At 64.2% G+C, this 14,595-nt stretch carries 13 protein-coding genes and 1 tRNA gene; 4 read left to right on the top strand and 10 right to left on the bottom strand.

The features are described 5' to 3' along the window. Positions 1 to 55: 55 nt before the first annotated feature. Complete coding sequence (locus PSO31014_RS04080) at positions 56 to 523, bottom strand: DciA family protein (protein WP_174976382.1); 468 nt, start codon at positions 521 to 523, stop codon at positions 56 to 58. Between the two features lie 307 nt (positions 524 to 830). Between PSO31014_RS04080 and secA the strand changes: the two genes are divergently transcribed. The 4 genes from secA to PSO31014_RS04100 all read left to right on the top strand — a co-directional run bounded on the left by secA (position 831) and on the right by PSO31014_RS04100 (position 6,609). Then, positions 831 to 3,626, top strand: a complete 2,796-nt coding sequence (secA, locus tag PSO31014_RS04085; protein WP_150550462.1) for a preprotein translocase subunit SecA — start codon at positions 831 to 833, stop codon at positions 3,624 to 3,626. Between the two features lie 163 nt (positions 3,627 to 3,789). Next, positions 3,790 to 5,019, top strand: a complete 1,230-nt coding sequence (gene argJ / locus PSO31014_RS04090) for a bifunctional glutamate N-acetyltransferase/amino-acid acetyltransferase ArgJ (RefSeq protein WP_150550463.1) — start codon at positions 3,790 to 3,792, stop codon at positions 5,017 to 5,019. Between the two features lie 172 nt (positions 5,020 to 5,191). Continuing rightward, positions 5,192 to 6,073, top strand: a complete 882-nt coding sequence (locus tag PSO31014_RS04095) for an ATP-binding protein (RefSeq protein WP_150550464.1) — start codon at positions 5,192 to 5,194, stop codon at positions 6,071 to 6,073. A 101-nt stretch (positions 6,074 to 6,174) separates the two neighbouring features. Next, positions 6,175 to 6,609 (top strand): NUDIX domain-containing protein, encoded by a 435-nt coding sequence (locus PSO31014_RS04100; protein ID WP_150550465.1) that lies wholly within the window; start codon positions 6,175 to 6,177, stop codon positions 6,607 to 6,609. A 161-nt stretch (positions 6,610 to 6,770) separates the two neighbouring features. Here PSO31014_RS04100 and yacG read toward each other — a convergent pair whose 3' ends face one another. The 9 genes from yacG to PSO31014_RS04145 all read right to left on the bottom strand — a co-directional run bounded on the left by yacG (position 6,771) and on the right by PSO31014_RS04145 (position 14,531). Next, positions 6,771 to 6,965 carry a DNA gyrase inhibitor YacG gene (yacG, locus tag PSO31014_RS04105; RefSeq protein ID WP_017234743.1) on the bottom strand — a complete coding sequence of 65 codons (195 nt, stop codon included), beginning with the start codon at positions 6,963 to 6,965 and terminating at the stop codon, positions 6,771 to 6,773. 4 nt (positions 6,966 to 6,969) lie between these two features. Then, positions 6,970 to 7,725, bottom strand: a complete 756-nt coding sequence (gene zapD, locus PSO31014_RS04110; protein WP_150550466.1) for a cell division protein ZapD — start codon at positions 7,723 to 7,725, stop codon at positions 6,970 to 6,972. Positions 7,726 to 7,865: 140 nt separating this feature from the next. Continuing rightward, positions 7,866 to 8,480: a dephospho-CoA kinase gene (gene coaE, locus PSO31014_RS04115; RefSeq protein ID WP_150550467.1), complete on the bottom strand. Its 615-nt coding sequence runs from the start codon at positions 8,478 to 8,480 to the stop codon at positions 7,866 to 7,868. Continuing rightward, positions 8,477 to 9,319, bottom strand: coding sequence for a prepilin peptidase (locus PSO31014_RS04120; protein WP_150550468.1), 843 nt, complete (start codon positions 9,317 to 9,319; stop codon positions 8,477 to 8,479). Before PSO31014_RS04120 ends, coaE begins: the two co-directional genes overlap by 4 nt. Next, positions 9,316 to 10,536 carry a type II secretion system F family protein gene (locus tag PSO31014_RS04125; RefSeq protein WP_150550469.1) on the bottom strand — a complete coding sequence of 407 codons (1,221 nt, stop codon included), beginning with the start codon at positions 10,534 to 10,536 and terminating at the stop codon, positions 9,316 to 9,318. Before PSO31014_RS04125 ends, PSO31014_RS04120 begins: the two co-directional genes overlap by 4 nt. A gap of 117 nt (positions 10,537 to 10,653) precedes the next feature. Continuing rightward, a complete protein-coding gene (locus tag PSO31014_RS04130; protein ID WP_150550470.1) occupies positions 10,654 to 11,850 on the bottom strand; it encodes a GspE/PulE family protein in 1,197 nt (398 codons plus the stop codon). A gap of 113 nt (positions 11,851 to 11,963) precedes the next feature. Next, on the bottom strand, positions 11,964 to 13,256 hold the full coding sequence (locus tag PSO31014_RS04135; protein WP_174976383.1) for an HlyC/CorC family transporter: 1,293 nt from the start codon (positions 13,254 to 13,256) through the stop codon (positions 11,964 to 11,966). Positions 13,257 to 13,501: 245 nt separating this feature from the next. Continuing rightward, positions 13,502 to 13,578, bottom strand: a tRNA-Pro gene (locus tag PSO31014_RS04140). A 23-nt stretch (positions 13,579 to 13,601) separates the two neighbouring features. Beyond that, complete coding sequence (locus PSO31014_RS04145) at positions 13,602 to 14,531, bottom strand: polyprenyl synthetase family protein (protein ID WP_246176318.1); 930 nt, start codon at positions 14,529 to 14,531, stop codon at positions 13,602 to 13,604. Between the last annotated feature and the right edge of the window lie 64 nt (positions 14,532 to 14,595).

The raw sequence follows: 14,595 nt of genomic DNA on the forward strand, positions 1-14,595 counted from the left end.
CGCGAGTCAAACCGACGTTGTGCGTGAATGAGTCGCGCCATGGCGAGCGAAGGGTTCAAGGCTTGCGCGGACCGCCGTAGGAATGGCGGGACACGAGGCGAGCGAGGGCGTCACGAAGCGGGGACGGCTCGAGCGCGTCGCGCAGATCGCGCAGACTGACGAGGCCCTGTCGCGAAAGGCGTGCCTCCTTGGGGGGCTTTGGGGGCTCGGGCGCTGTGATGCTCACTCGGATCCGGATCGTGCGAATCAGCCAACCGCGCGTCGCCAGACCCTCGATCAGCGACGGCGTTTGCTGGCGCAGCCGAGCGGCCAGCGCATTATTGGCGACGAGGAAGACCAGCGCGCCCTCGCGCGGCGGCGCTAGTCGGACGCTGCCGCTGAGCGCGGCGGGCAACAACGCGTGTACGTCTCGCTCGAGTCGACCCAGTTGTTCGGCGGCGGCCAGCAAAGAGCCGGCGCCGTCGGAGGCACACAGCAGATCGGTGAGCGGGCGGGCAACGCGGGGAGCTTTGGGTCGTTTCATATGATGAGACAGAGGTTGCCGCATATTTTACCCCGCCATCGGGCGTCGCCTCGGCCCGGATGCCGAAAACGCCGGATGGCCCGCGTCCGAGGCCAGCGGGACGCGCCATGACAGCATGCTAGAATCCTTTTTTTAGTATAGGTATCGAACCGGTGCGAGGCCTGAGTGCCAAACACCGGTGACCCGCAGCGCGCAGGCGCGTTGGGCGGTTCGACACGCGTGGGGCACAACCCCTGAAGCGTCCCGTTCCGTTTGCCGACCGACTGCACGATTGCGAACGACATTTGCCGCCCTAACCAGTGATCCGATGATTCCCGGTCTTCTTAAAAAAGTATTTGGCAGCCGTAACCAGCGGCTTATCAAGCAGTACCAGAAAACCGTCTCGGCGATCAACGCCCTCGAGCCGCAGATCGCCCAACTGAGCGACGAGCAACTGCGCGGCAAGACCGAGGAATTCAAGCAACGTATCGCCCAGGGGGCGAGCGTGGATTCGTTGCTGGTCGAAGCCTTTGCGGTGTGCCGCGAAGCCGGCAAGCGTGTCCTCAAGATGCGCCACTTCGATGTTCAGCTGATTGGCGGCATGGTGCTGCACTTCGGCAAGATCGCCGAAATGCGTACGGGCGAAGGCAAGACGCTCGTCGCGACATTGCCCGCCTATCTGAACGCGCTTTCGGGCAAGGGCGTGCACGTCGTGACCGTCAACGATTACCTGGCCCAGCGCGACGCCGAGTGGATGGCGCGTCTGTACAACTTCCTCGGCCTGACGGTGGGTATCAACCTGTCGCAGATGCCGCATGACGAGAAGCAGACGGCGTACGCGGCCGACATTACGTACGGCACGAACAACGAGTTCGGCTTCGACTACCTGCGCGACAACATGGTCTACGAGACCGAGCAGCGGGTGCAGCGCACACTGAACTACGCCATCGTCGACGAAGTGGACTCGATCCTGATCGACGAGGCGCGCACGCCGCTCATCATCTCCGGCCAGGCCGAAGATCACACCGAACTGTACGTGAAGATGGATCGCTTGCCGGCGATGCTCGAGCGTCAGATCGGTGAAGAGAAGTCGGACGGTACGGGCGTCGAGGTGCCGGGCGATTACACGCTCGACGAGAAGGCGCGCCAGGTGTTCCTGACCGAGCGTGGCCACGAGAAGGCTGAGCAACTGCTCGCCGAGTGGGGCATGATCGCCGAGGGCGACAGCCTCTATGCGCCGCAGAACATTACCCTCATGCACCATGTGTACGCCGCCCTGCGCGCGCACACGCTGTTCCACAAGGATCAGCACTACGTGGTGCAGAACGACGAGATCGTCATCGTCGACGAGTTCACCGGCCGTTTGATGGCCGGTCGCCGCTGGTCCGAAGGGCTGCACCAGGCGGTGGAAGCAAAGGAGCGCGTCTCGATCCAGCATGAGAACCAGACGCTGGCCTCGATCACGTTCCAGAACTACTTCCGCATGTACGCCAAGCTCTCGGGCATGACCGGGACGGCGGATACCGAAGCGTTCGAATTCAACGAAATCTATCGTCTCGAGACGGTGGTGATCCCGACCAACCGCCCGCCCAAGCGGATCGACCGTCAGGATCAGATCTACAAGACGTCCAAGGAAAAGTACGACGCGGTCATCAAGGACATCCGCGATTGCGTGGAACGTGGTCAGCCGGTGTTGGTGGGCACGACGTCGATCGAGACGTCGGAGTATCTCTCGCAACTGCTCACGAGCGCGAAGCTGCCGCATCAGGTGCTCAACGCCAAGCAACACGAGCGCGAAGCCGAGATCGTCGCGCAGGCGGGGCGTCCGGGCGTCATTACCATCGCCACCAACATGGCCGGCCGTGGTACCGACATCGTGCTGGGCGGCAACGTCGAGAAGCAATCGGGCTTCATCGAAATGGATGCGAGCCTGTCCGACGCGGACAAGCAAGCCCGCATCCAGCAATTGCAGGACGAATGGCACGGCCTTCATGAGCAGGTGAAGACGGCCGGCGGTCTGCACATCATCGGTACCGAACGCCACGAATCTCGCCGTATCGACAACCAGTTGCGCGGCCGTTCGGGCCGTCAGGGCGATCCGGGCTCGTCGCGTTTTTACCTGTCGCTGGAAGATCCGTTGTTGCGCATTTTCGCCGGCGACCGCGTTCGCTCGATCATGGATCGTCTGAAGATGCCGGAAGGCGAAGCCATCGAGGCCGGCATCGTCACGCGCTCGATCGAGTCGGCGCAGCGCAAGGTCGAAGCGCGCAATTTCGACGTGCGCAAGCAACTGCTCGAATACGACGACGTGTCCAACGATCAGCGCAAGGTGATCTACCAGCAGCGGAACGAACTGCTCGAAGCGCAAGACGTCTCGGAAACCATCGCAGGCATGCGTCAGAGCGTGTTCCAGGATCTGGTGCGTACCTGCGTGCCGGCCGGTACGGTCGAAGAGCAGTGGGACCTGAAGGGGCTGGAGACGGTGCTGCGCGAAGAGTGGCAGCTCGACTTGCCGCTGCAGTCGCGCATCGAAGGCTCGGAAGAAATCGACGACGAGGACATCCTCAAGGAAGTGATGGACGCGGCCGAAGCGTCATACCACGCCAAGGTCGAACTGGTGGGACGCGAGTCGTTCTCCGGGTTCGAGCGCTCGGTCATGCTTCAGAGCGTGGATTCCAACTGGCGCGAGCATCTGGCCGCGTTGGATCACCTGCGTCAAGGCATCCATCTGCGCGGTTACGCGCAGAAGAATCCGAAGCAGGAATACAAGCGCGAAGCATTCGAATTGTTCGCCCAACTGCTTGAGACCATCAAGCTCGAAGTCACGCGCGTCATCATGAACGTGCGTATCCAGTCGCAGGAAGAGCTCGAGCAGGCGACGGAAGCGCTTGACGACAGCGCGGGCGGTCTGATCAACGTCGAGTTCAAGCACGACGAACTCGAGACGGTCGGCGGCGACGGCGAAATCGACGAAGACGCGGGGCGGCCGGTGGTCTCGGCGCTGGCCCAGGCGGCGAGCGCGGCGATGGCCGGCGGCGAGTTGTTGCCGAAGGTTGGCCGCAACGATGCGTGCCCGTGCGGCAGCGGCAAGAAATTCAAGCACTGCCACGGCAAACTGTCTTAAGATGTGAACCGATCGACGCGGCGCCGACTCAGGATCGGCGCCGCGTCGTTTGTAGCGCCGGTTTTTCGACCGGCCGCACCGATCAACCGCCGCCCCGGCGGAGTGTCGTGCCGACATCGCCAGGGCGGGAGCTGTAACGCTCATCTCTCGCGGGCGAACCCACATGGCCGTCAATTTCCCCTCGATCGAAGCCTCCCAACTGCACGCCGTTCCCGGCGTCGAACTGGGCTGGGCCGAAGCCAATATCCGCAAGCCGAACCGTAAGGACGTGCTGGTCATGCGACTGGCCCCCGGTAGCACGGTGTCGGGCGTTTTCACGACGAACCGCTTTTGCGCCGCGCCGGTGACGGTCTGCAAGACGCATCTGGCCGCGCACGCGGGCATTCGCGCGCTTGTCGTCAACACGGGGAACGCCAACGCGGGCACCGGCGAACCGGGCATGGTCGCCACGCGTGCGACGTGCGACGCGCTCGCCAAGCTGCTGTCGGTCAACCCGAACCAGATCCTGCCGTTCTCGACCGGCGTGATTCTCGAGCCGCTGCCGGTCGACCGACTGGTCGCCGGGTTGCCGCAAGCCATTGCCAATCTGGCGCCCGCGCACTGGTATGAGGCAGCACAATCGATCATGACGACCGATACGCTGCCGAAAGCCGCGTCGCGCGAGATCGTGATCGATGGCAAGACCCTCGTCCTCACCGGCATCAGCAAGGGAGCGGGCATGATCAAGCCGAACATGGCGACGATGCTCGGCTTCGTGGGCACCAACGCGCGCGTGGCGCAGCCGGTACTCGATGCGCTCGTGAAGTACGTGGCGGATCGCTCGTTCAACGCCATCACCATCGATGGCGATACGTCCACCAACGATTCGTTCATTGTCGCAGCGACCGGCCAGACCGATCTGCCGGAAATCGCCAGCACGGACACGTCGGCCTTTGCTGCATTCCGCGACGCCTTGCTGTCGATCTCGCAGGAATTGGCGCAATTGATCGTGCGCGACGGCGAAGGTGCGACCAAATTCATCACCGTGACGGTCGAGGGTGGCCGCGATGTGGCGGAGTGCCGTCAGATCGCCTATGCCATCGGGCATTCGCCGCTGGTGAAGACGGCGTTTTACGCGTCCGATCCGAATCTGGGCCGCATTCTGGCCGCCATAGGCTATGCGGGCGTGAACGACCTCGACGTCAGCAAGGTCGACCTCTATCTCGACGATGTGCTGGTCGCCCGCGCGGGCGGCCGCAATGCCGACTATCGCGAGGAAGAGGGACAGCGCGTGATGAAGCAAAGCGAAATCACGGTCCGTGTGGTGCTCGGCCGCGGCGACGCTGCCGCCACGTTGTGGACGTGCGACCTCTCGCACGATTACGTGAGCATCAACGCAGATTACCGTTCCTAAGCCCTGACGCGACCGCCGCGCGCCTCCCACCGGGGGCGCCGCGGGTCGATGCCGGATCGGCATCGACCCGCGCCGGCAGGTGGCAAAAGCACCACGGCGGGCAGCGAAGGGAAACGACAACACGACGCAGCATCGACACAAGCGCCCGTGAGCGGCGCGGGGATTTCGAAGCATGGACAAGTTGGAGCAGTTCCTCACGCGCGCGGAAGGCGTGCTGGCCCGGTTGGAGGTGATGTTGCCGCCGGCCACTCCCGAGATCGACTGGCGCGCCGCGGTGGCTTTTCGCTGGCGCAAAAGGCAGGGACGCGGATTTCTGCAACCCGTGACGCATTTGCCGACGATTACGCTAGGCGATCTGCAGAATATTGAACGCCAGAAAGGGCTGATCGAGCAGAATACGCGCCAGTTTGTGCGTGGCGAGCCGGCCAATAATGTATTGCTCACCGGAGCGCGCGGTACGGGCAAGTCGTCGCTGATCAAGGCTTGTCTGAATCAGTACGCCTCGGAAGGCCTGCGTCTGATTGAAGTCGACAAGGACGACCTGGTCGACTTGGGCGATATCGTCGATCTGATTTCGCAGCGTCCCGAGCGCTTCGTCGTGTTCTGCGACGACCTCTCGTTTGAAGACGGTGAGTCGGGCTACAAGGCGCTGAAGGTCGCGCTCGACGGCTCGGTGGCCGCACAGTCGGACAATGTGCTGATCTACGCGACGTCGAATCGCCGTCACCTGTTGCCCGAGTACATGAAGGACAACGAAAGCTACCGCCACACCGATGACGGTGAGATTCATCCGGGTGAAGTGATCGAGGAGAAGATCTCGTTGTCCGAGCGATTCGGGCTGTGGGTGAGCTTCTACCCGTTCAAGCAGGACGACTACCTGACGATTGTCGGTCACTGGTTGCAGCATTTTGGCGTGCCGGCCGATCAAACGGAATCGGCGCGTCATGAGGCGCTGATCTGGGCGCTCGAGCGCGGCTCGCGATCGGGGCGCGTGGCTTTCCAGTTCGCGCGCGACTGGGCGGGCAAGCTTCGGAGTGCGTCACACGCCTCGTAATGTGCGGGTGAGCGGGGCGCCGTGGCCTATCGGCCAAGGCATGCGTCGCTCGACCGGGAAATCCGCAGGCAGCGCAGATGGCGCAAGGATGGCGAAGGACTATGACAGTTTCGAAACGATATGCGCCAGATGGGCGTCCCATCACGGAAGTGGCCGTCGGCGTGATGGTGCGCGCGGATGGCTCGGTGCTCCTCGGTCAGCGTCCGGCAGGCAAGCCGTACGCGGGCTATTGGGAGTTTCCGGGTGGCAAGCTGGAGGCGGGCGAATCGGTTGCTGCGGCGCTCGCGCGTGAGCTGCACGAGGAACTGGGTGTGACGGTGGAGCGTTGCGCGCCGTGGCGCGTCCTCGAGCACGATTACCCCCATGCCTATGTGCGTCTGCATTTCTGCAAAGTCACCGCATGGCAGGGCGAGCCGCACGGCAAGGAAGGGCAGGCGCTGGCATGGCAGCGCCCGCCGGTGAGCGTGGAGCCGTTGCTGCCGGCGGCTCTGCCGCCGCTGAGCTGGCTCTCGGAGGAGCTCGCCGCGAAGTCGTAGGGGGCGGCCGCAGCGGCAGGTCGCGATGCTGCCGAGTGATCGGTTGACCGGTGACGCCGCGCTTCCGAGCACGCGCCCAGACGCACAAAAGGCACCCGTGAGGGTGCCTTTTGCGTTGGGTGGGGCGATTGACGTTCGTGCGCGTTTGCGGCACCAGCGCATCAGCGCTGCGTCGGATCGAGCGGGGCGTCTTGCGAGGGATCGTCGGGCGAGTCGGCGGGGATGGTGTACTTCTCCGCCGCCCAGGCGCCGATGTCGATCTGCTTGCAGCGTTCCGAACAGAACGGGCGGAATTTCGCCTCGGGTCCCCAAACCACTTTCTTGCCGCAGGTCGGGCAGTTGACGACGGTCGTCATGGATTTAGAGATTGCAGAGCGTGAGCAGGAACGGCACGTCGCTGTCGACCGGACGCGGTTTGAGGTCGCCGTCCTGTGTGGTGAAGCGCACCCACAGCATGTACTTGTTGGCGCTGGCTTCGGGAATGACGCGCAACTCGGGCGCCACTCTCACCTGCATGAGCTGATAGACACGGCCGGTCAGCATCTGCTGGTAGCTGCCCTGCTGCGCCATCGCCTTGCTGGCGTGACCGGACTCCCGGGCGAGCCCCAGCACGATGCCAAGCGCGTCGCGTATCGGAAACAGCGGGCCGATCCATTTGTCGATGTCCTGACGGCGCTGCTCGGCTTCGTTGTGACGCCAGGCGTAATACGACGGCAGGTCGAAGCGGCACGTGCCACCGGGGATCACCGAGCGACTGCGAATGCTGGCGAGCCATTCGTTGTCGTTCAGATGTTGGCCGGGCTTGCCGGGAATCTGGTTGAGGTTCGCGATGGCCAACTCGACTTCGCCGATGAACTGTTCGAGCGCGTCGGAGGCGATATCGGGATTGCCGCGATAGGTGGTGAGCGTCTGACGTTGCCGGTCGAGTTCCTTGACCAGTTCGTTCTTCAGGTCGGTGCGCCCGGCGATGTCGGCAATCTCGAACATCGTGATCAGCGCCGCGTGATGATCGAGCGGCTGATCCTGCCCGACGAAAAAGGCAAAGCGCCCGAACAGCTCTTCCAGCCGAAGCAGCGTGCGAATGCGTTCGTTGAGCGGATATTCGTACAGGATCAAGCGCGTTGGCCCAGAAGTTGGCGCTTTTCAGCGTAATGGCGACATTCTAATGCCGGAATCTGTCGAGGCGCAACGCGCGTGGCCGCTCATTCGAGGGACGGGCGTGCGAGAAGCGCCATTCACGCGAGCGGCAACGTCGATCAACGGCCTTCCGCCTGCGCCGCGAACTTCAGATACGCCGCATGCAAACGGTCGACCTGCGGAGCGAGTGGGGCATGCCGGGCATCGTTGTCGATGACGTCGTCGGCGGCGGCGAGCCGCTGCGCCCGGTTTGCCTGACGCGCCATGATCGCCTGCACCTGATCGCGCGTGAAGCCGTTGCGGGACATAACGCGTGCGATCTGCGTCTGCTCGGTGCAATCGACGACGAGCACGCGCTGCACGCGCTCTCGCCACTTCCCGGATTCCACCAGCAGGGGCACGACGAAAATCAGATAGGGCCCTCGGGCGTCGCTGGCGGCACGCTCGCACTCCGTGCGAATCAGCGGGTGGGTAATGGCCTCCAAACGCGCTTTGGCGGCATCGTCCGTGAAGACGGCCTCGCGCATGCGCGCGCGGTCGAGCGCCCCGTCCGGGGCGACAAAGGCGGCGCCGAACTCGCGCCGGATCGCGGGCATGGCCGCGCCGCCCGGGGCGGTGATGCTGTGCGCGATGGCGTCGGTGTCGATGATGGCGATGCCGTGCGTGGCGAACAGGTTGGCGACGGTCGTCTTGCCGCTGCCGATGCCGCCGGTCAGGCCGATGGCGTAAGTCATGGCGTTCCTCCAATCCAGATCATCAGGCCATTGCCGCCGAACAGCGTGGCGATGCCTGCCGCGGCGAGAAAGGCGCCGAAAGGAAACATTTGATCGCTGCGCAGCCGTCCGGTGAGCCAGGCGGTGCCGGCGATCACAACGGCGAGCAGACAGGCGATCATGAGGATCTGTAGCAAGGCGGTCCAGCCGAACCACGCACCCAGCGCCGCGTAGAGCTTGAAGTCGCCGAAGCCCATGCCCTCACGACGACGCAGCCACCAGTACACCCAATACAACGCCCACAGACTCAGATAGCCGGTCGCGGCCCCAACGACCGCCGCCGGGAGCGCGGCGAACCAGTGCCCGAGGTTGCACAGCAGCCCTGCCCACAGCAGCGGCAGCGTGAGGATGTCGGGCAGGAGCTGCGTATCGTGGTCGATGTACGCGAGCGCGATGAGCGTCCAGACGAGTCCAAGTGCACCGAGGCTCTGCCAGGTCGGGCCGAAGCGCCACGCCACGGCGACGCTCAGCGCGCCGCTGAGGAGCGAGAGTTGCCAGCGGCGAGGCACGGCGGCGTCCGCGAGTGGGGCGGTTGGGGGGGCGAGTGGGGCGGTGAGCGCCATCGAGGTGGATGGCAGTGTGGCTTGATGGAAAGGGGCGTGCAGGGCCGATGCATTCGTGGTATCGACCGCCTGCATCTCTTCCATCCACGCCCGTTCGATCGCCGCGGGCACGCGCCGTACGACGGCATCGAGGCCGAGTCCGGCGACAACGCCCACGGCGGCGAACAGCGCGAAGCGCCAGTGAGGTTCCAGTTGCGCCAGCCAATCGACCTGTAGCAGCTCTGCGTAACCGTTCATGCGACACCGTATCCGAGTTGGAACATCGGCAGGTACATGGCGAGGACCATGCCGCCGATCAGCAGGCCAAGAAACGTAATCATCATGGGTTCCAGCGTCGCACAGGCACTGACCAGCGCGTGCGAGGCGTCTTCGTCGAGCAGGCCAGCGGCCTGGTTGAGCATGCGCCCGAGTGTACCCGATTCCTCCCCGATGACGGTCAGTTGCGCGATGACCAGGGGCCAGTGCGCATCGGCCTCGAGCGAGGTCGCAAGACGCGCACCTCGGGCGACCGCCCGGTGCACGTCATGCGCCGCACGCTGCATGACGAGGTTGCCGCATGCGCTCGCGGCGGCGTCCATCGCGTCGGGAAGCGCGACGCCCGCGTCGAGCAACGTGCCAAGGGTTCTGGCCCACCGGGCAGCGCTCAACATGCACAGGATGCGTCCGGCGCCCGGCAGTAGCAAGAGCACGCGATCACGGAGACGCCGCATTCGGGGACTGCGGCGCAATGCCGCCGCGACGATCAGCCCCGCGGCGCCCAGGCCGACCAGCAGCCACGGCCCGTTGGTCAGCGACGCCCGCGAGAGGTCGATGAGCCATCGCGTGAGCGGCGGCAGGGGCATGCCGCCACCGGCGGCGCTGGCGAACAGGCGCTCGAACTCCGGGATCACCCACTGCAGCAGCGCCATCACGACGGCCAATGCGACGACCAGCACCGTCAGCGGATAGGCAAGCGCGCGCTGGAGTTTCTCTCGCACCGTTCGCGTGTGATCGTACTGCGCGCTCAGACGCGCCAGCGTTGGGCCGAGCTGACCGCTCAGTTCCGCGGCGGCAATCAATTGGCAGTCGACGCCACTGAAGCGGCGGCTGGCCCGCGCCATGGCCTGTGCCAACGGATGCCCGCGACCGACGTCCAGTCCGATATCGGACGCCAGCCGCTTGAGCCCTCGCGTATGGGCGCCACGCGCGAGTACGTCGAGGGCAGACGTGAGCGGCACCCCTGCACCGAGCAACGTGGCGAGGCGCCGGACCAGATCGGTGGCATCGGCCGTTCCGACGCGCCCCGATGGGGTATGCCGGCGACCCGGGCGCAGATGCGTGATCGTCAGGGGCTGGCGGCGCAGCAGCAAACGCGCCGCGGCTTCTCCGTGGGCGAGCACCTCGCCGCGTCGGCGGTGCCCCTCGGCATCGTGACCTTGCCAGTGCCAGCGCCGGGGCTGCGTCATGCGCGACATGGTCGTTCTCTGCGCCAGGTGGCAAGCGGCAATGGGCGACCCGATCCTATCGCGGCTCGGCACGCGGCATGTGCCGATGGGACCGGCGCGTTATGTCGCGCGCGCGGTTGATGTGAATCAGGCCGGAGTCGTCGCATCGACGTCCTCCTCGCTGACGGTGCCTGCTGCGCAATGCCAGAGACCGGCTTCGCGCAAGGTCATCACACCTTCGCGTTGCGCTTGCGCCGCGAGTGCGTGTGGACTTCGGGCCTGCGCAATGTTAGTCGCCTGCGTCGCGCTGATGGGCATCACCTGGAACGCACCAATGCGCCCGGCGAAGCCGGTGCCGTGACAGCGCATGCATGGGCGGCCGGCCTGGGCGATGTCCGCTGGCGCGCGACCGGGTTCGCAGCCCGCCGGGCATCGACGCCTGAGCAAGCGCTGTGCGCTGATGAGCAGCAGCGTCGACGACAGGTTGAACGGTGCGACCCCGAGATCGAACAGTCGGGCGAGTGTGCTCGTCGCATCGTTCGCATGGACGGTTGCGAATACGAGGTGCCCGGTCTGTGCGGCCTGCACGGCGATCTCGGCGGTTTGCGCATCGCGAATCTCGCCGACGACGAGCACGTCCGGATCCTGTCGGAGAAACGCGCGCAAGGCGGTCGCGAAGTCGAGCCCGGCGCGCTCGTTGAGATTGACCTGCGTGACGCCTGGCAAGCGGATTTCGACTGGGTCTTCGATGGTGACGATATTGCGCGAGGTGTCGTTGAGCCGCTTGAGGCAACTGTAAAGCGAGACGGTCTTGCCGCTGCCCGTCGGGCCGGTCAGCAAAACCATGCCGTGCGGCCGGGCAATGGCGCGCGTGAGCGCGAGATACTGCTTCGGTGTGTAGCCGAGTCCTTCCAGCGAGAGCGGGACCTTCGCGCCGTCGAGCAGGCGCACGACAAGTTTCTCGCCGTGCAGCGTGGGCAATGCGCTGACGCGGCACTCCACGGGTTCGCCCGCTTCGCGCCACACCATACGCCCGTCCTGCGGCAGACGCTTCTGCGCGATATCCAGATTGGCGAGCACCTTGAGGCGTGAGACGAGCATGTCGCGCCACGGGTTGGGTACATCGCAGCGCTCGTAAAGATGGCCGTCGATCCGCAGTCGAATGCGAAAGCGTTGTGCCATCGGTTCGAAGTGCACATCGGACGCGCCAGCGCGAACCGCCTCGCCCAGCAGTTGTTCGAGAAACTGCAAGGGGGTGCTGGCGTCGAGCGGCGTGCGCGACGTGGCCGCGAGCGGCTCGGTCGTTGTCGCCGTGGCCGCGGATTCAGAAAAATGAAATGACATGACAGGGTCTGACGAGTGCTGCGTGAAACGTCAGTCTCGTCAAAACCCTGGAGCGGCTCAATCGGAATTGCCCGAAAAATGGGCGGGTGTCACGTGCAGTGAACGAGGGCGACTCAATCTTGCGACGGCGTTCGTGTGCCCGGCTTGAACAGGCGCACCATCTTGATGGCCTGATTGTCGATTTGCACGATTTCCATGCGAACGCCGCTGATCTCGAGGCTGACCGTGGCCTCGGGGATCTCGCGCAGCACTTCGAGGATCAGTCCATTGAGCGTCTTCGGACCGTCGGTCGGCAAATGCAGGTTCAGCCGGCGGTTCAGGTCGCGCAGCCCTACGCCGCCGCTGACCAGGCAATCGTCATCCGATGTCCAGCCTGAACGGCTGCCCCCCGTACCCGGCATGCTCGTCGTGAACTCGCCGATGAGTTCCTCGATGATGTCCTCGGTGGTGAGCAGTCCTTCGACTTCTCCGTATTCGTTGACGACCAGCCCGACGCGCCGATGGTTCTCCTGGAAATACTGCAGTTGCCGCAACGCAGGCGTGTCGCTCGGGATGAAATATGGCTCGACGAGCAACGCGCGCAACGTGTCGGCCGAGAGATCGTCCGGGTGTTGCAGGGCGGCCAGCGTGCGGCGCACCGGCAGAATACCGATGATGCGATCGATGTCGCCGTCGTAGACCGGCAGCTTGTTGTGATAGCACGTCGCGAGCTGCGACAGGAGGGTGTCGAGCGGCGCCGAGATGTCGAGCGCCTCGATGCGCGCGCGCGGCACCATCACGTCGTCCACCGCGATGTTTTCGAGATCGAGCAGATTGAGCAGCACGCTGCGCGGCTTGGTCGGCATGTAGTTGCCGGCCTCTAGCACGATGGTGCGCAGTTCTTCCGTCGTGAGACGGACTTCGCCTTGCTCGCGGCGCGTGTCGATGCGCAGCACGCGCAGCATGCCGCGCACGAAGCCGTTGAGCACCCACACGAGCGGCGCGGCCACGGTCACGATCGGCTTGAGCAATCGGCTCGTCGGCAGGGCAATGCGTTCGGGATACGTCGCACCGACAATCTTCGGACCGATCTCGGCAAAGATAATGATGAGCAGCGCAATGAGTGCCGTCGCGACCGACAGCGTGATCGCGTCGTTGCCGAAATAGCGCACGGCGATCGACGTGGTGAGCACGGGGACGACGGTATTGATGACGTTATTGCCGACGAGAATCGTCGAGAGCAGGTCTTCGGTGCGAGAGAGCAGGCCTTGCGTTGCCCTGGCACCGTGCACGTCCATCCGGACGAGATGTTTCAGGCGATGGCGGTTGAGCGCCATCATGCTCGTTTCGGAAATGGAAAAGAATCCCGAGCAGACGATCAGGAGGGCGACGGCGCAAATCTGCGCCCACAAGGGCAAGGCTTCCAAGCGTTTGGGTGCGCAAATGGCGCGGGCGGGTGGCAATGAGTTGCCACTATAGCAGAGGGGATGCTGCCGTCGGCCGTGTCGGGCGCCGGGTGGGTTTTGCCGGCGCGAATGCGTTGGACGCCAAGCCATTCGCGCAACGTGCTTGACGCTTCGTGATGATGCGCCGATGACGTGTGCAACAGACATAAAAAAACCGCCGGACGCGTCCGGCGGTTTTTTGCTTTGCTCGCGAGCAAAGGTAATTCTGGTCGGGGTGAGAGGATTCGAACCTCCGGCCTCTACGTCCCGAACGTAGCGCTCTACCAGGCTAAGCTACACCCCGCTTTCGATACTGCTACTTCGCCGTTAAGTGCGTCGCGCTATCGAGTAAGAACACAATTCTAGCAGGCTATTTTTGTATTTGGAAGAGGGCAGCGCAGAAATTGTTTGTGCCGCAGCGTCGGCTTCTTCTTTGGCACGTGCCAACGTGTAATCGAGTGCGCCCGTGCGCGTGATCGCGGCGAGGATCGGTTCGAACTTGTCGGTGCCGCCATTCTCGATGGCTTCACGCACGAGTGCGCGCTCGTCGTCGGTGCCATGTTGCAGCACGTGAATGAGCGGCAGCGTCGGCTTGCCCTCGCGCAGATCGTCGCCGGCGTTCTTGCCCATTGCGTCGGTGTCGCCCGCGTAGTCGAGCCAATCATCCATCAACTGGAATGCGGTGCCGAGACGTCCGCCGTATTCGCGCACGGCCGCTTCGGTTTGCGCGTCGGCGTTGGCGAGCACGGCAGCGAGTTGGGTTGCCGCTTCGAACAGCGTGGCCGTCTTGTACTGGATGACCTGCAGATAGCGCGCTTCGTCGACGTCCGGGTCGTGCATGTTCAGCAACTGCAACACTTCGCCTTCGGCAATCACGTTGGTGGCGCGCGCGAGAATCTGCATCACGCGCATGTTGTCCACGCTCACCATCATTTCGAAGGAGCGTGAATACAGGAAGTCGCCCACCAATACCGAAGCCGCGTTGCCGAACAGCGCGTTCGCCGTTTGCTTGCCGCGACGCAGGTCGGATTCGTCGACGACGTCGTCGTGAAGCAGTGTCGAGGTATGAATGAACTCGATGACCGCCGCCAACTCGAAGCGATGCGGCGAGCTCACGCCAAGCGCACCGGACACGAGCAGCAGCAACGCCGGGCGCAGCCGTTTGCCGCCCGAATTGATGATGTATTCCGAGATCTGATTGATCAGGACCACCTCGGAGGCCAGCCGGTGGCGGATAAGCTGGTCGACGGCACGCATGTCGTCGGCGATGGCGGCCAGTACGTTCTGGGAAGAAGTCGAAGCAGTCAAGACAAGGCTCGGG

Origin of the sequence: Pandoraea soli (genome assembly GCF_902459595.1) — a bacterium.
GTDB lineage: Bacteria > Pseudomonadota > Gammaproteobacteria > Burkholderiales > Burkholderiaceae > Pandoraea > Pandoraea cepalis.